We start from the raw sequence: 18809 nt of genomic DNA on the forward strand, positions 1-18809 counted from the left end.
AAAGCACTGATAAAATGGCGCAAAGTATTAACAAACATTTAAAACCACCCTCTAAACTAATAGTGTGGAAATAAACTAGAAAACGTTACTTTTGTGCGTTATTTAAAAATCTTAAATTAAGAAATGGAATTACTTATTAAGCTTTCTCAATTTTTATTGAGCTTATCCTTACTGATTATTTTACACGAGTTGGGTCATTTTATACCCGCCAAATTATTCAAAACCAGAGTAGAGAAATTCTACTTGTTTTTTGATGTGAAATATTCGCTTTTCAAAAAAACGTTTAGAGGCACAGAATACGGAATTGGATGGTTGCCCCTTGGTGGTTACGTGAAAATCTCCGGAATGATTGACGAAAGTATGGACACCGAAGCTATGGCTCAACCTCCACAACCTTGGGAATTTCGTTCAAAACCGGCTTGGCAACGACTGATCATCATGCTAGGTGGCGTTACCGTAAATTTTATCCTTGCCTTTATCATCTACATCGGAATGGCGTGGATGTATGGCGATTTATACATCAATAACAGCGATATTAAAGACGGTGTTTGGATTAATAATCCCGTTGTAGAAAAAATCGGTTTCAAGACCGGAGATAAGATTCTTGCAGTAGATGGCGAGGAAGTAAAGCAGTTTCACGATTTGAATGCCAAATTATTTTTGGGAAGCACCGTTGATATCGAACGGAACGGAGTAAAACAAACTATTGATTTGCCGGTAAATTTTATCGATAAAATGTTTCAAGGTGAAAAAGCACCTGTTGTGGAACTTCGAATTCCATTTATAATTGTAGAAGCACAAGAGAATTCGGTTAATGCAAAAGCTGTACAGCCCAAAGATATTGTAGTCAACTTTAACGGAAAAGAAGTGCAGTATGCAGATGAAGTTTTGGCTGAAGTAAATAGAGTAAAAGGACAAACCGTTCCCGCAATCGTGAAACGCGACGGAAAACAAGTGCCTATCAATCTAAAAGTTTCAGATAGCGCTACAATGAGTATCATATATGCAGGACGTTTGCCCGCTGATAACATCGAAAAACTAGGAACCTATCCTATTCAAAGACAAACTTACAGTTTCGCAGAATCATTTGGCGTTGGAATTGACAAAGGAATTGACGAGCTTGTAAGCTATGGTGGACAATTGAAAGCCATCTTCAATCCAAAAACGGGTGCTTACAAAGGCGTGGGAGGCTTTAAAGCCATCTTTGACATTTTTCCTGAACATTGGTCGTGGCAAACTTTTTGGAACATCACAGCCTTGTTATCCATAATGCTTGGTGTTATGAACTTATTGCCTATTCCCGCTTTGGACGGTGGACATGTTTTATTTTTACTTTACGAAATTGTGAGCGGCAAAAAACCGTCGGATAAATTCCTAGAGAAAGCACAAGTTGTTGGTTTTGTCATACTTATAGCACTGGTACTTTTTGCCAATGGTAATGACATTTATCGAGCGATAATTGGCAGGTAAAAATAATTGAAAGTTTTTCAATAATTATTTGCAGAAACCAAATTAAGCCCTATATTTGCACCGCTTTACAAGGCAAATAAGCCTTCCTCCTTAGCTCAGTTGGTTAGAGCATCTGACTGTTAATCAGAGGGTCCTTGGTTCGAGCCCAAGAGGGGGAGCTAGCAAAAAAGAAAAGACTTTACAGTAATGTAAGGTCTTTTTTGTTTTGCAAAAAGTCCTTTATAACAATGGAGATAAAGTTCTTTACAGCGTAAATACAAAATTCACTCTAATAGAAATATCAGCCTTTCTCTCTTATCATAAATGCTATTAAGAAGAACTAGCTATCTATCTCCACTACTTACAACGTTAGCATGATTTAAACGGTACTGAGTACCAATTATCTCTTTTTCTACCATCATTAATTTTAAAACGATTAAATTTACAAAAACTGCCCGTAAATTATGCGTACAATTAAAACCTTAAATTTAGTTACTTATATACTTTTAGCGGTTGTGGCAGCCTTCGTATTGTATTATACATTTCAAAAAAAAGAACCTATTAACGCAGAAATTGCTTTAGCACAAGTTGCAGTACAAGCTCCATTAATGGAAATCAATCTTGGTTTGCGCGATAGTATTGTGGCGTATGGAATGGAGTATTTAGGCACGCCTTATGTCACTGCTGGTTGTAGTAAAAATGGGTTTGATTGTTCGGGATTTGTGTATTTTGTATTCCAACATTTTAATATAGAGGTGCCGCGAAGTTCGGCTGCATTTGAAGATTTTGGAACTGAAATCCCAATAGAAGCGGTTGAAAAAGGCGATGTGTTGCTGTTTTTGAGTCCCACCCGAGATGCAATTGGTCATATTGGAATCGTAACAGAACCGAAAGGTATGGAAAGCGAATTTATTCACGCTACTTCTGGTCGTGAAATGCAGGTGGTTGTTACTCCCTTATCGAATGACGGTTATACACGAAGGTTTGTAAAAGCAATTCGGGTTGCTGAGTAAGTTCGTATGCTTTGAAAGATTTCAGCCTTGCAAAATAGGTTTACTTTGCAAGGCTGACTGGTATTTATAAAACGATATAATTATTCTTTCTCGTTTGCCAAGAAAAACACTCTCGATTTCTGATTGTACTTGTTGAAACTTCTGTCGCTGGGATTAGTAATAACGGTTTTGAGGTTCACCTCGTCGCCTAGTTTGAAATTACTTTCAACATGTTTGAAATCTAATAAATAAGGTCCGCAAAAGTAGTTTCCGTCTGCGTCTTTTTCAATCTTTCCTGTGTAAACTCCCTTTTCTTTAGTCATGGTTTAATTTTTTTCAAATGTAAGAAGATTTGGATTGCCAATATAAAAGTTTGCAAAAAAAGTGTTGCAAAAAAAATCCCAAGGCTTTCGCGATGGGAATTTTTAAAACTAACTAAATCTTATACTATTTAAGCATTACTTTTTTTACAAGTTCTGCATTGTTGTCTGTCGTTACTTTTACAATCACCATTTGATTGCTAACAGAAAGCGTTTGTGTAGCAAATGCTTGAGCATCTATATTGTTTTTTGTAAAAACCACACGTCCCTGCAGGTCGAAAATTTCTATTTTACTAATTACTAGTTCTGTTGATTTGATGCTGATTTGATTGTCGCTATTAAAAACAACTACTGAATTTGCATTGATTGTTGGCAAATCTGTTCCAAGTGTTTCTTGTGGAAGGTAACGCAATACAAATCGGTCGTCAAATGTACCAGGGACAGTTGTAAAAGTATAGTCTGCCTCTTTCAAATTATGTACAGTACCTAAAACATTGTCTTTAATGTAAATGTTTTGTCCAGCTAGCAATCCGTCAAATTCTTCAATTGAAATTGTTAACGTTCCTGTTAAAGTGGTTTTGTAACCTAGAGGCACCTCATCTTGATTAGAGAATGGCAATGCACGGCCTTGAATCGTCAGTTTTTTAGCTTCGGCAATTGAGTATAAAGAAACCGCTCCTCCGCTGAACACTTCACCATCAAAATCAAGATCCAATTCATTGGTAGCGTTTTCAATATAACCTACTAAAGCTTGATTAAAGTCGTTTTGAGCACTTGTCAAATTCAACCAAACGCGGTGCTTTCCAGTAGTTTGCCAATTTTCAACTGGTTGTGTTGGTGCTGGCTTGAAGAACTGATTGTTAAGTCCAGCTTCTTTTACACGCATTTCATTGTTAAAAACTACCGTTCCGGCTCCTGCTCCAATTCCTTGTACAAAGAACGATTGTCCTGCAGCAATATATCCACTTGGTTTACTAGCATTGTCATTTCCGTTTCCGTCGCCTCCATTAGTTGCTGTACCACCCGTTCTGTTCCACGAAGCGTAGTCACTTGGTGTGTAACTAAAGTTTGTGGAATTTGAAAATTCTGTATTGTGTGTCCAGAAATACAAGGTACCGCTTAAGGTTTGCTTATTTTCATCTAAAAATTTCGTAGCATCCATTGCTGATGGATAAGGATTACCTATTAAATTGAATGCCTTAGTGTTCTCTGAACCAGTAACTGGGTGGCTAATTTGCCCATTATTAGGATGTCCAATAAAGTTTGCAGGGTAAACTTGTGCAGCACCCGCACCTTCATTATTATATGTTGCTGGAGCACGAACGATATATCCTCTTCCGGGTACCATCACTTCATTTCCGCTTAAAAGTACTTCCCAAGCTTGAGGAGATGTAGTGTGTCTCCACTTCATGTAACGCGTTGGAGTAGTTAAAGGCGATAAAGTATTCAAAGTAAATCCAGCGTCAGCTTTAACAGGCGAAGACCAATACGTATAATCGTATTTAAAAACAGGTTGTGTGTTTTTTTTAACTAAGAATGAATTAGTAGCTCCTGTAAAGGTTGCATTGTCGTTTACTTGTACGAATGAACCGTTGTTTTCGATAATTAATCGCGGCGCTTCGTTTTGATTATTCGAAACAATAGTAACATTATTTTGAATTAAAAGTGTTGCATTACTAGCTACAGTAACCTTAGCATTTGCGTTTATAGTCAAGTTTTTGATTGCTAAAACTTCATTTGTAGCTACTTGGTAATCTGCTTCAATAATCGCATCTCTAGTAATAGAAGGAGCTCCGTTAGACCAACCCGCTTCGCCGTTCCAAGTTGTAATTGACTCTTGAGCTGCAGAAACAATTCCTGTTATCATAGGTGTTTCAGAAAAATCAGTAGGAGTCGTAAGATTTTTAATCCTTTTTATATTAAAATTATTATATGTATTGTAAGCATAAACTCTAATTTTTAAAGTATTTCCTTCCAAAAGTGGAGCTATATTGGATAAACTTTTAGAAAACACATTCCATGAAGTATTAGTAATTGCTTGATTTTGTTGTAATACCATGTAAGTATTAAAATTATCCGTAGAATAGCGCACTTGAAAACTTTGAGAAGTACCTTGTGCATTGTAATTAAACTTAAACTCACCTAAATCAATACGTGTCCCTGCTTTTGCAGTAATACTATATTCGATATATTTCGATTCATTCAATGTTCCAGAACTATATTGTGGATTTGGCCAATTGCCAGTTTGAAACCATTGAGAGGTGTTGTTATACGCTATATTACTTATACTTATCCCATCATTTGCTATCATGTCTCCACCAATAGCATTGTTAGATGGTATTGTAGCTGTTTTATCTGTATTATTCCAAAGAACTAAAGGCTCCAAAACCGGTTCCTTAACTTGTATAGTAACGGTTGCCTCATTAGAAGTGCCATTACTATCAGTAATTTTATATTTAAAATTGGTAGTCCCAACATAATCTGTAGTAGGTGTAAAAACAACTTGATTAGAAGAGTTCACGATAACATTTCCATTCGCAGACTGCTGTGTAATTGAAAGTGATGTTGTTAAATTACTATAAACATCATTAGCTAATACATCAATTGTAGCAGGTACATTTTTTAATGTTAAAACCGTATCTGAATTAGCAACTGGAGCTTGAGGAACTGAAGATGATGTTACCGTTCCATATAACGTAGGCCCAACATTGCTACTAGGATTATTTGCATTGAATTGTAATGACCAATACCTATTGGTACTGTTTCCATTTCCATTGCCATTAACAGCATTATCATATCCGTAAATTCTGATATACAAAGTCTCTGAACTAGTAACATTTACTGTTGTTGGAAAATTTACATCAACAGCGACTGGTGTGTTATAGATATTTAAATTTGTAAATTCAATATTTGTAGGGTTTGAAAAATTAGCATTTTTAGAATAACTAACTCTCATTTTATTATTATTCCCTTTATAGGTTAGCACAAGTTTACTTAATGCGAGTTGATAATTTGTTTTAGGAGAAACTGTTAATGCAAAATATTTACCCGAATCAACATTTGAATTACCGGGCCATCCAGTACCATAAAAACTTTCCCAAGAAACTACTGATAGAGTCCCCACACCCATACTCGATATATCTTGAGCCGATAAAGCAGCACTTGATACACCAGAATCTGTTGTGTTAGTTAAATAAGTAGGTTTAAAAGAAGGAGCATTATCAATCAATCTCCCGTTCCATGAAACAACAGGGTTATTCTGTGCAAAACCAAAAAGAGGTAAAATTCCGACGAATAATAATAGTATTAATTTTTTCATGATATAACGTTTTAATAAACTTTAGAAAATAAGTAGGTAGGTCTTCTTATTTTATGATGCAAAGTTGCGACCCATTAAGGTATTCAAAACTACAATCATGGAACAGATTTCGATATTTTCGTTGAAGCGTTCATATCTACGTTCAACTGCGTATTTTAGAGCAACTGTAAAGTTGGCCTGTAGTTTTTCATCTACAAAAAAACCACGCTTTTTATGTAGAGACCCTGTAAAATCAATAGTTCGCAAGAAATTAAAAACAAAAAACCCATCGTTTTCGCGATAGGTTTTCTTATTATAATCCAAAAATTATTTAATTCAGCATTACTTTTTTGATTAACACTCCATCGTTATCTGTGGTTATCTTCACAAGAATTACTTGGCTATTTAGGTTTAAATTTTGAGTTGTAAACGTTTGCTGATTGACGTTATTTTTACTGAATAGTAAACGCCCTTGTAAGTCATACATGTCCACTTGCTTAATACTGTGTTCTGATGACTTTATATTAATTTGATTGTTGCTATTGAAAACTACTATTGAATTTGCATTGATTGTTGGCTCATCTGTTCCAAGTGTTTCTTGTGGAAGGTAACGCAACACAAATCTTTGGTCAAACGTTCCCGGTACCGTTGCAAAGGTGTAATCGGAGTCTTTCAAATTATGAACTATATCTAAAACGTTGTCTTTGATGTAAATATTTTGTCCCGCTAATAATCCGTCGATTTCTGCAATAGAAATTTTCAAAGTTCCTGTTAGAGTTGTTTTGTAACCTAGTGGCACTTCGTCTTGGTTTGAAAAGGGCAAAGCACGGCCTTGGATTGTCAGTTTTTTAGCACCTAAAATAGAATATAAGGAAACACTTCCTCCACTGAATACTTCTCCATCAAAATTGCGATCCATTTCATTGGTTGCATTTTCAATATAACCTACTAAAGCTTGATTAAAGTCATTTTGAGCACTTGTCAAATTCAGCCAAACGCGGTGCTTTCCAGTTGTTTGCCAGTTGTCAACCGGTTGTGTTGGTAAAGGTTTGAAAAACTGATTGTTATTTCCTGCAATACGCATTGTATTGTTAAAAGTTGCTGTTCCAGCTCCATCTCCAATTCCTTGCACAAAGAATGCTTGTCCAGCAGCAATATATCCAGTAGGTTTACTTAAATTATTATTACTTGCATCCCCTGCTGAAGTGGCAGTACTACCCGTTCCATTCCAAGTAGCATAATCACTAGGTGTATAACTGAAATTTGTAGCGTTAGAAAATGCTGTATTGTGTGTCCAGAAATATAATGTTCCTCCAAATGTTTGTGTATTTGCAGCTAAGAATGCAGCAGCGTCAATTGCAGAGGGATATGGATTACCAATTAAATTGAATGCATTTGCTGTAATTGACCCTGTTACATCATGTGTTATAACGCCATTATTAGGATGTCCGATAAAACCCGCATTATAAACTTGAGCAGCACCAGCTCCTTCTACGTTAAAAGTGGCTGGAGCACGAACAATGTAGCCTCTTCCCGGCACCATCACTTCGCTTCCATTTAAAAGGACTTCCCATGCTTGAGGAGTGCCGGTGTGTTTCCACTTCATATAACGTGTAGGTGTAGTTAAAGGCGACAAAGCATTCAAAGTAAAACCAGCGTTTGGTTTAACAGGAGAAGACCAATAGGTATAATCGTATTTAAAAACAGGCTGTGTATTTCTTTTCATTAAAAACGAATCTGTTGCTCCTGTAAATGCAGCATTATCATTTATTTGAATAAAAGAACCATTGTTCTCTACTATGATTTTACCTGTTCCTTCTACTGTTACATCTCCAATTACTGTTAGTGTTTTATTTTCGGTTATGGTTAAAGTTGTTCCTGTTTTAATCGTACAAGAACATACAATTAAGTCATCGTTTAGGGATAAATCATTCTGTATTTCTACACTTTTATTGGCTGGATTCACTCCGTTGCTCCATGTCGTTCCTGAATACACTGCACTTGAGGCCACAATATTTAGTTTGAAATTGGCTAAACTTGTGTTTTCATTTGTAATTACTTCAATAGTTGAATTCGCATTTAGACAATAGATACCTAAATCATCTTGATAATTAGCACTTCCCCCATACCATGTCGTATAATTACGGACTTGTACTCCGTTTATAAAAATTTGGGTTGTATCGTCGTAATTCTTAACAATCAACTGATAACTCCCTGCTGGAAATCCTTTTCTCTTGTGCACCATTGTAAAACTATCATTAGGAACTTGACATCCATTCCATCCTGCAGATGAAGAGGGAGACGTAGTATTGACCCAACCATTGTTTGCTGTATCTTGCGTATCGCAACCCAACGTGTTTTGGGTATAATATCCACGGTAATTAGCTAATGTTGGCGTCATACTTTGTGCATTATATCCATATACATTCCATATATTGTTTCCAAATACAGTTGGATCGCCAGAAACCGCTTGAAGACTTATAGCGATTGTTACTCCAGCAGTAAAACCTGTAGTACATGCATCTTTAACTCTGCGAACCCAATAGGTTGTAGGTTGTGTTTGACTTAATGTAATTGTAGCAGCTGTTTGTCCAGTTATAATATTACTACCTATAGTATTACCTGTCCCCCATTGATAAATAGTCCCCGTTCCTCCTGAAGCTGTTAGTGTAAATGAACTTCCCGCACAAACAGCGGTAGCGGATGTACTAACTGCAGTAGGAGCTGTAGCAGCTGTAGTAGCGGCATACGTAAAACTCACTTGGGAGTTCCCGTAGTTTTCAAAATATTCTATTACTAATAATGTGGGTGTAACACCATCAAAACAGGCTGATGCACTTTTGGTTGAATAAGCATGAGCTGTATAATCCTCAATTAACCAAGTAGCCCCACCATCGATACTCATACGATATCCGTCGTCACCACCTACGGTAAATGTATAACTTCCTGAAGGGAATGTTTTTCTCATTCTGTAGCGAACAAAAAATTGATCTGAGGGAGTTGAACATAAGTAGGTTGTTCCATCAACACCACCAGTAATAGAACTAGACCCAACATTTCTGTTGAAGGTTTCGTTTTCCTTTACGTATCCAAGGTAATTTGTAGCTGCACTACCTGTCCAAGTATAGGCATAACCTGTCCAGAAATTATCCGAATAAGCAGTAGGAGTTCCCTGAGTAACACATACTTCGTTTCCACGTAACTTTAAAGTATTGGCTTTAATTCTCCAACCTGCAAAATTATAATCTGTAGCTCCTTTAGCATAAAAACGAACCACCAAAGTTTGATTGCTAGTTAAAGTTATATTTAAAGGAATATTCTTAACAGGATTACTTACAATAGATTCTCCCGCTATTAAAACGGTAGCGTTGGCATAAAATTGGTAATCACTATCGCTAAAAGCTCCCGTAACTACTTTGTATTTTATTTGATAATTCGTTGGACCAGCAAGCGAACCCGAGGTTAATCGCTCTTGTTCAAAAACTAAATTTGTGAGATTTATAGGTTTATCAGTAGTAGGTTTAACTTTTAGATCAAAATAACGACCATGAGCGTAATCTGTCTCAGTAAAGTTGGCTAAAGCCATTCCTGCAATCGAATAACTTGGAGTGCTCCCTGTAATTTGTACTGCATTGGCGGTAACAAATGTTTGTTGATTGGTAACTGCAGTTGTAGTCGTATTTGTTAAACCCCATTCTACCAATGCGGGCTCCGTTATTGTTATGGATACTAAAGCTTGAGAGGAACCACCTGCACTATTAGAAACGGTGTAATTAAAAGTAGAAGTTCCTACAAACCCTGTGGTAGCGGTAAATTTTATCGTTTTGTCTGCATTTACACTAACTGTTCCCGCACCATTTGTAGGAGTCGTTAAACTTCCTACTGTTGTAAAAGTACCGTTCCCAGGAAAGTCATTGTTCAAAACATTAATCTCTGATACGGTGTTTTTTGAAATATTTATAACATCATTGACTGCCGTAACAGAAACAGCAGCGACAGTTCCTTTAAAAGTAGGTCCGTCATAAGTTCCAGGTTGATAACCAAAATGAAAATTATTATTAGTATTATAGATGTATACCCTAACATAAATAGACCCACCAGCATCCGAAGTATAATTGGCAGGAAAACTTAAATCATAATTAATATAACTAGGACTTGTATTCGCATCTAGAAGCATAAAAGTTCCAGGAGCATTAAAATCAGCTGATTTTGAATACCGTATTACAATTTTTGATGACTCACTTTGAATTCTACCTTTAAAATTAAAGCTTGATGGCGTAACTGTATAACCAGTATTTGCCTTAATTTCGAATTGTCTATACTGCGCTGTATTGATAACTGTAGTAAATGTCCCTGGAGTAGTACTATAAAAAATATTGTCAGCACCCCAATTTTCTACTGAAGTTAAACTCACCCCTTGTCCATTTACGGAAATATTACTTGCTGTTACATGAGAATTATCAGCTGTAGCAGAAAAATTACTCGAAACCCATCGTGCTAAATTATCTTGAGCAAATCCTGAAACCGATAAAAACCCAACCAACAACAAGAACAATAATTTTTTCATATGGAGATAAATAAGATAATAACTGCAAATAAAAAGCTAAAAAAAAGCCTTTATTCACTATACAAATTTGCAACTACTTAAGAAATTTACGGTATTAAAGTTATTCTGATTATAATTTATTCGACGAAGTGTTTAAATTGTCGCTTAACAGCACTTTTTTGCAAAAACGAGTATTGCATTTGTAGTTTTTCATCTACAAGAAAATCAAAATTTCTAGGTTCTATCCTACTAAAACTAGGCATTAACAAGGATAAAAACCAAAAAATCCATCGTTAAAAACGATGTTTTTTCTAAAACAAGGTAAATTTTTTTTTAATTCTGTATCACATTTTTGAATACTACTTCGTTGTTCTTCGTGGATATTTTCACAAGAATCACTTGGGTATTTACTTTTAAATGGTGTGTCACAAACTTTTAATTATTCTACTTACAAATATCCATATCCTAATAATATGCTCTATTGATTTGTTAGTGCTGAAAGCCCGCATAGCGTTGGTATAATTCCTAGGTATAATTATACCTAAAACCTCTTGTGGCAGATGATAAATTACCCGTGATTCCTGAAAAGTGTTCGGAATAGTTGTAGATGGGTAGTTTGAATCTTTTAAAACTAGAGTTTAAATTTAGAAAACTTGTCTTTAAAGTAATTATTTTTAGCTCCTAAAAGTCTATAAAGCCTTATAACGCGTGAAATTTTTAGAGGTTTCAATATTCAAGATTTCTCTAACTCTCTGGCTTTTGCATAAATTAAATCGCTTTCAAACCCTTTACGAAGAAGAAAGTCGCAAAATTTCTTACGCTTGATTAATTTATTTTTTTCGGTCATTTGACCCCAGTGTTTTTCAGCTAACCTATCAAAATTAGATTGATAATCCTCATCAGCTAATTCTTTTAGTCCTACTTTAATATTGTACTCCGAAATACCTCTCATTTTTAGTTCACGCTTAATTCGAATCGTTCCCCAGTTTTTTATTCGATGTTTACCTCTTGCAAAACTGGTTGCAAAACGAGTCTCATTCAGAAAATCATGTTCAATTAAATGCACCATAATAACATCAATTGCTTGCGGAATCATTCGCATACTTTGCAACTTCGAAATCACTTCTTGATGACAACGCTCTTGATAAACGCAATAATTTTCGGCTTTTCGCTTTGCCTCGGTAACTGTGTAAGACGGATTAATATGCATTACTGACAAATAAAATTAATTGTTAAAATGAAAAAACAAACTTTTATAATATTTTTTTTTAATTTTTTAACTCAAAGTGTGATAATTAAATAATTTTTATAAAATACAAATTAACATGCACAAAAACTATTAATTTTGTACTTAGATCCCAATCTACAAATTGTATACTTAGCTTACTAAATTGATTATAAACCATAAAGTTTAATAATTTTTAAAGTAAGTGTATTATGAAAGCAAAATTACTATTATTTATCGCATTATTCAGTGTGATTTTATCGCAGGGTCAAGAAATTAATTTTAAACAGGGAGCTACTACGTATCTTACAGGTTCAACTTATAATTATGCAGATACGCAATTAAATGCAACTACAAGTATTACTTTTACTGTTGAAAATTTGGGGCTTTCAAACTTACTTATTTCTGGAAGCACTCCTAGAGTCGTACTTTCTGGAGTAGACGACGACCAATTTGTAATATCGGGCTCTTTGAATGCCACTATTACCCCCTCGAATAACGACACTTTTGTTATTCAATTTAAACCTACAAGTTTAGGAGCAAAAAGTGCGGTATTAACTATTGAAAGTAACGATGCAGATGAAGCAATTTATACCGTCAACTTAACTGCAAATGCGGTTGTAAACAAACAATCTACCATAAGTTTACCCTCTGGGCCAAGTTACACTTATATGGCTACAATTCCTTATATGGGTTACCAAGCAGCAGACATGCTTTCCTCATCTGATGGATTTGAAATCATAACATTTAGAATTAATGATGCCGCTAACGCTGAAAATCTACCCACTCTATTAACTGACGTAACGCTTTCTATTTCTAATTCAGCTAACATAAGAAGAGTCGCTTTATATGATGGAGCAACCGAACTAGCGGAAGAAGATGGAGCATCTTCAATTGTTTTTAACGGGCTTTCCATTGAGGCTCCAGCAGGTGGTACTAAAACATTTCAAGTACTAGTAACTTTTAATTCTTTAGTAACCGATAACCAAAATATTTCAGTAGGAATAACAGCTGCAACTGCTGATCCAGCCGGATCTAATTTTGCTGCCGCAAATGCTGGAGGTGCTGTAAGCAGTACTAGTACAAGTTGGAATAAAATTGTTGTAGTAGCTACGGCTTTAAATTTTGTTGAACAACCCAGCAATGCAGACACTTTTGCACCTATGGATCCCGCAGTTACTGTGGAAGCAGTAGATGCGTTAGGCAGTCGTGATTTAAATTACACAACGGCTGTCGTCTTAACTAGTACTGGAAGCTTTCATACCGCTGGAACCGCACCGCTGAATGATGCTAATAACAATGCAGCAGCTGGATTAGTAAGTTTTCCATTACTTATCCACGACACCTATGGAACCAACAAAATTTTCCTTGCAACGTCAGGCAGCTTAGACCCTGCATTTTCAGCTCCATTTGACATAGAGACTGCTTCTGGTGCTAGTAATTACTTTAGAAGTGCTGCAACAGGAAAGTGGAATGAACTCTCAAGTTGGGAAAGCTCCGGAGATAATATAACATGGACAGCGGCTACTTTAATTCCTAATGCACTTTCTCGTTCTATTATTATTAAGTCCGGACATACTATAACCTGTGATTCGACTGAAGAGGGAGATGTGATGACCATTAGTGCGGGAGGAACGTTGAAAATAGTTGCTGGAGGTGTTTTTACTGTGAAAAATGGAAGTAGTTGGGATTTAACCGTAACCGGAACTTTAGAATATGCTGGAGGTAGTTTTATACAAGCAGCAGGAACGCAATTAAGAGTCACCGGTAATAATACAGGAAACTACATTCACAGCATACCGAGTTCGACGTTAACTTTACCCCTATTTACATGGAGCTCTGGAACAACGTGTACCATTTCTGGACTGACTAATTCTGTTGCAATAAACCCAACTACGATGGCTCAAAATTTCAGCAAATTGATTTGGAACAATCCAGGACAAACAGCGGTTGTAAACATTGACAACAACGCTTTTAAAGTTTCATCAACTTTAACTTTAGGAACGAGTACGGCAAATAAACTTTGTATTTCTTCGTCTGGTTCTCGTACAAATAGTATCGCTGCGGTTGTAATAAATGGAGGTACGTTAACTGGCTTTTCAGGAACTGCATCGGGAACTTTGACAATGACTACTTTAACGGTTACAAATGGAAAATTTATTGGTAATAGTTCTAACGGAATTACTGCAATAAATAATACAAGCACCATTACCATCAATGCAAATGGTGAATATATAGCATCAAATAACGCAGGAACTACGACCTCTATAGTGAATAATGTTGCACTAAACAGCAACGGAAAAATGACCTTAATAAATAGCGCAAGTAGCGGTAATGTAACAATAAATTTTGCAGGAACAAACCGATTTATAAACTTAAAAGACACAAGTAATTTACAATTAGAAAGCGTTTCATCAACAGGAATAGCAATAATGAACATAAGTAGCGGTTTTACTTGCTCTTCTACAGCAACACCTGCTGTAGATTTTGGAACAGGAAATGTTACAGGAAACCGCATCACTCTAAAAGGAAGTTTCGCTAAATCGGGAACTGGGGATTTAAGAACCTCATCAACCACAAATGCTGCAACAGGTTTTGTGTTTACTGGAGCAAATCAAACATTTACAACCGCTGGAACTTCTTCGGGAGTTAATTATACGGCTAACAATACAGGTACTTTTACATGTAACTCTAACTTTGTCTTTGGTACTGCATTCACTCAGAAAACAATTTTCACTATAAACGCACCTACTTTGAATCTAGGTTCTCGGATTTTTACTGGTAATACTACAAAAGCACAGTTTAATATCGCAGCTGGAGTAAATATAATTACAACACATGGAAATGGTTTAGGAGGAAACGGAGCGACAGGAAATTTCATCAGTTTTGCAAGTATTGGAAATACAGCTGCAGACGGGCGTGTTACATTTGGCGCCAATCTAAATTATACATTTAATGGAACTTCTTCCACTCCATTTCCTGCAGGGGGAACTTGGACAACACCTAATAATATAGTAATTGGTGGCAACACCACATTGAACAATACCGCTGCTTTTACATTAAACGGAACCTTAGTAATTAACGCGAGTAGAACTTTAAAGCTTAACACAGTAGTTGGTGCAGATTTGAATTTAAAAAACACAATGACCATTAACGGTACATTTGACACCAATGGTCAAAATGTAATTGTTGATGGTGGCGGAACGGCTAATTTAATAGTTAACGGAACTTTCGTAACAAAAGATACAGACGGATTTAACGGAGTTAATGCTTCTGTGCCAAACATTCCTATAACTATGGGGGCAAACGGTACGGTAGATTATGCAGGTGCAAGCCAACCTATAACTAATACTCCCTACAGAAACTTAAAAGTCTCGGGAACGGGTACAAAAACTTTAGGTAACTCTGTAATTACTGCTAGCGGCAATTTAAACGTAACAGCGAGTTTACTTCGTATTGAAGCTGACAAAACCTTATCAATAGCAGATAAAATAACTACAACAGCAACCACTACTACAAAAGGAATTATTGTAGAAAACGACGGAAGTTTAGTTCAAATAAATACTGTAGACAATGCAACTACAAATGAAAACACTGGTGACATTCGTGTAATCAGAAATACAATGCCCGTATTTAAATACGATTACACGTATTGGAGTAGTCCAATTCATGAAGATTCTGGATTTACATTAGCAAATCTATCTCCTTTAACGATGTTTAACAAGTTTTTCAAGTGGAACCATGTAGCAACTACTCAAGCTTGGCAAGTTGTATCAAGCGGTGCTGAAACTATGGCAGCGGGAAGAGGCTATATTGTTCGTCCGCCAACAACCTATGATCTTGAAGGAGCACCTGGTGCGGTAGCCCAAGAGTATGTTGCCACTTTTATCGGAATTCCGAATAACGGTGAAATAAGCCATGCCATAACGGGTTCAACAACTGTAGACAAATTCAATTTATTAGGAAATCCCTATCCATCTGCTTTGGACGCAACCGCATTCTTAGATGAAAATGATACCGTTCTTGATGGATCAGTGTATTTATGGACACATAATTCCGCCTTTGGTGCAAGTAGTGGTTACGGTTATGGTAGCGATTATGCCACATTTAGTGCTGGAAGTGGCGGTGTTGCTACAAAAGGAGCCGATGGTAATGCAAACGACAATACCGCTGTTCCTACTGGAAAAATTGCTTCTGGACAATCTTTCTTCGTAAAAGGTATTGCAGATGGAGCCGGAACAGCCGTATTCAATAATACAATGCGTACCATTGGAAACAACAATCAGTTCTTTAGACAAAGTCAAACAGAACCGATTGAAAAAAACAGAATTTGGTTGAACTTAAAAGGCGAGACGCAAGGATTCAATCAAACGCTTGTGGGCTATATTACAGATGCAACCAATGGATTGGACAGTCGTTACGATGCACAAACTTTTGGTGGAAACCAACTTACTTTCTACTCCGTTTTAGACACAAAAAAATTAGTAATTCAAGGTCGGGCGTTGCCATTTACAACAGAGGACACTGTTCCTTTAGGATATAAATCTACAATCGAAGGTAATTTAACGATAAGCATTGATCATTTTGACGGTTTGTTTTCCAACCAAGATATTTATCTAAAAGATAATGTGCTGAATGTTGAACATGATTTAAAAGCAGCTCCATATACTTTTGCGTCGGCAATTGGGACGTTCGACACGCGATTTGTTTTACAATATGTAACACAAGGGAATCTGAGTAATCCAACATTCGAACAAGCCTTGAAAGGAGTTACCATTTATAAAAAGGATAACGATATTCACATCAAATCGCAATACGAAACGATTGACCAAGTTTACGTGTATGATATTACAGGACGCTTGATTTTTGAACGTAAGAATGCAAATACAAACGCATTTGACATTACAGAGATGAACACCGGCGAACAGGTTTTAATTGTGAAAATAATCCTTGAAAACGGCGGAATAAACACTCAAAAAGTATTCTAATAATCGCAACGTTTATGGACATCAAAAAAGCCTCTTTCCTTTTACTCATTGTATCTGGAAAGAGGCTTTTTCATTACCCGAATTATTGCCCTATTTTGAAATGAATTAACGTGAACTAAATGCTCGTCGAATGAATTCAAACTTTGATAAAGACTTAACGAATGAAGCTTTTCTAGCCAAATATCTCGACGGTATTTACCCCACACTGTTCAATGGATTTGCAATTGAACGCATTTCGGACTTAAAGCAACAACAGCAGGGAATTGATTTAGTACTTTCAAAAGAAGGAACCGTTTACACTATTGACGAAAAAGCGCAACTGGACTACTTAGAAAGCGACTTGCCCACTTTCGCCTTTGAAATCAGTTACCTCAAGTATGGTCAGGAACGTTTAGGATGGCTGTACGATTCCAAGAAAATTACGGACTTCTATTTTACCATTACGGCGATAAAATGCAACGAATACAATGTCCCAGAAAGCGGTTTCAGAAGTTGCAAGATATTTTCAGTGGACAGAAGAAAACTCATCAACCTTTTAAATTCAAGAGGACTTAACATTGACCGCATCAAAGCACTCAACGAACACATACGAAAAGGCACTGCAGAAGACCGAATTAAAGTGGATGAACTCAATGCTGCAACCGAAGGAAAATTCTTCTATTCTAAAAAAGGAAAAGCAGAACAACCCATCAATATTGTGCTTAAACTAGATTTTCTAATTAAAAGTAAGGTAGCCAAACGAATCTACTAATTCATTTCCGCGGCTAAAACGCTTGCAATTTGTTCAACAATGCCCACAACTAAAGCATTTCCCATCAAAAAAGCGCGTTTTGTATCCGAAACACCTTCTAGTTCGGTGTGGTTATCGGGAAACATATTAAGTCGTTCCAGTTCTATAGGAAGCAATCTTCTCAAGCCTTTTTTCGTCGAAATAACATGCTTGAATCGGGAAGGGGCCTTACCGCCTTCTCCCGTAATAATCGTTCGGGAAGGTGCTGTTAATGCATCGGGAAAAATCATTCCTCCTTCGGCATAATTGTATTCGAAACCGCTACTACTCGTTCGTACTTCTTTCTTCGCTCCTTTTAGATATTTCCACTTATCTACATCTTCTTCAGCAATAAAATACTCGCTTGGGATTTCATTTTCACTTAAAATAATATCTTTAATAGTCGTTATTTCACCGTCATAATTTGCAGTAGTTTTCGCGGTATAAATTTTTCCCTCAAGCAGCACACCCGAATTAAGAAAAGGAGAAAGCTTTGTTCCTAGACCAAAAGCATCACTCACTTCTTTCAAATCGCCTTGAAGATTAAAATAACTTTCCGACACGACTTGTTCCGATACTGGAAACGACTTAGCCATCAAGCCGTCATTTAAGACCCATGTATCCAAAGCTTCACTTTTAATCTTTTTATATAAGGCAGTCGACTTGTGGTATCCAATAAAAAACACCCGTCTGCGTCTTTGTGGAAAACCATATTCTGCGGCATTTATCACGCGCCATTCTACGGCATAGCCTAAATCGTCTAGGCTTTTCAAGATTACAGCAAAATCTCGTCCCCGTTGATTACTTGGCGATTTCAGTAGTCGGTCTACATTTTCTAAGATGAGGTACTTAGGTTTATTTATTTTTTCGGAAAGAATGCGGTGAATGGACCACCACAAAACCCCTTTCTTACCCAATAATCCTTTTGAATTTTTCAAAGTCGTAGCCACCGAATAGTCTTGGCACGGAAAACCGCCTACTAATAAATCATGGTCGGGAATATCACTCACATCTACCTCTTCGATACTGCCGTTTGCATGATTTTCTTTGCCCCATCGTTCTTCATAAATCAGCGAAGCATGCTGTGTTTTGGTTGAAGGTTCCCACTGGTTACTCCAAACGACTTTATACTGCTGTTTCTTGGCTTTCAAATTCGCCCGTTCCAAGCCAATTCTGAAACCGCCCACGCCTGCAAATAGCTCAATTGTGTTTATCATAAATT

The 18809-nt window shown here is 36.5% G+C and carries 10 protein-coding genes and 1 tRNA gene; 5 read left to right on the top strand and 6 right to left on the bottom strand.

Annotation, left to right across the window (positions count from 1 at the left end; all coding sequences use genetic code 11):
- Window positions 1-123: 123 nt before the first annotated feature.
- The 3 genes from rseP (at window position 124) to ACQ5J2_RS02770 (ending at window position 2462) form a co-directional block, all read left to right on the top strand.
- Window positions 124-1470 (top strand): RIP metalloprotease RseP, encoded by a 1347-nt coding sequence (rseP, locus tag ACQ5J2_RS02760; protein ID WP_432672158.1) that lies wholly within the window; start codon window positions 124-126, stop codon window positions 1468-1470.
- Window positions 1471-1554: 84 nt separating this feature from the next.
- A tRNA-Asn gene (locus ACQ5J2_RS02765) sits at window positions 1555-1628 on the top strand.
- 285 nt (window positions 1629-1913) lie between these two features.
- The gene (locus tag ACQ5J2_RS02770) at window positions 1914-2462 is read left to right on the top strand and encodes a C40 family peptidase (protein ID WP_432672159.1); all 549 of its coding nucleotides are present in this window, start codon (window positions 1914-1916) and stop codon (window positions 2460-2462) included.
- Between the two features lie 80 nt (window positions 2463-2542).
- Here the strand turns inward: ACQ5J2_RS02770 and ACQ5J2_RS02775 are convergent, their stop codons facing one another.
- From ACQ5J2_RS02775 to ACQ5J2_RS02795, 5 genes are all read right to left on the bottom strand, one after another.
- Window positions 2543-2764 (bottom strand): hypothetical protein, encoded by a 222-nt coding sequence (locus ACQ5J2_RS02775; protein ID WP_432672160.1) that lies wholly within the window; start codon window positions 2762-2764, stop codon window positions 2543-2545.
- A gap of 124 nt (window positions 2765-2888) precedes the next feature.
- On the bottom strand, window positions 2889-6080 hold the full coding sequence (locus tag ACQ5J2_RS02780; RefSeq protein ID WP_432672161.1) for an Ig-like domain-containing protein: 3192 nt from the start codon (window positions 6078-6080) through the stop codon (window positions 2889-2891).
- A gap of 51 nt (window positions 6081-6131) precedes the next feature.
- A complete protein-coding gene (locus ACQ5J2_RS02785) occupies window positions 6132-6383 on the bottom strand; it encodes a hypothetical protein (protein WP_432672162.1) in 252 nt (83 codons plus the stop codon).
- A gap of 7 nt (window positions 6384-6390) precedes the next feature.
- On the bottom strand, window positions 6391-10626 hold the full coding sequence (locus ACQ5J2_RS02790; RefSeq protein ID WP_432672163.1) for an Ig-like domain-containing protein: 4236 nt from the start codon (window positions 10624-10626) through the stop codon (window positions 6391-6393).
- A 712-nt stretch (window positions 10627-11338) separates the two neighbouring features.
- Complete coding sequence (locus ACQ5J2_RS02795; protein ID WP_432673245.1) at window positions 11339-11815, bottom strand: regulatory protein RecX; 477 nt, start codon at window positions 11813-11815, stop codon at window positions 11339-11341.
- Window positions 11816-12042: 227 nt separating this feature from the next.
- On the opposite strand from ACQ5J2_RS02795, the gene ACQ5J2_RS02800 reads away from it, so the two are divergent.
- Both ACQ5J2_RS02800 and ACQ5J2_RS02805 read left to right on the top strand, forming a co-directional pair.
- Window positions 12043-16818 (top strand): T9SS sorting signal type C domain-containing protein, encoded by a 4776-nt coding sequence (locus ACQ5J2_RS02800; protein WP_432672164.1) that lies wholly within the window; start codon window positions 12043-12045, stop codon window positions 16816-16818.
- A 130-nt stretch (window positions 16819-16948) separates the two neighbouring features.
- On the top strand, window positions 16949-17569 hold the full coding sequence (locus tag ACQ5J2_RS02805; protein WP_432672165.1) for a hypothetical protein: 621 nt from the start codon (window positions 16949-16951) through the stop codon (window positions 17567-17569).
- On the opposite strand, the gene dcm is transcribed toward ACQ5J2_RS02805, so the two are convergent.
- Entirely contained in the window at window positions 17566-18804 is a 1239-nt protein-coding gene (gene dcm, locus ACQ5J2_RS02810; RefSeq protein ID WP_432672166.1) for a DNA (cytosine-5-)-methyltransferase, read from the bottom strand. The genes ACQ5J2_RS02805 and dcm overlap by 4 nt on opposite strands.
- Window positions 18805-18809: the final 5 nt, after the last annotated feature.

Origin of the sequence: Flavobacterium sp. SM2513 (genome assembly GCF_050908145.1) — a bacterium.
GTDB lineage: Bacteria > Bacteroidota > Bacteroidia > Flavobacteriales > Flavobacteriaceae > Flavobacterium.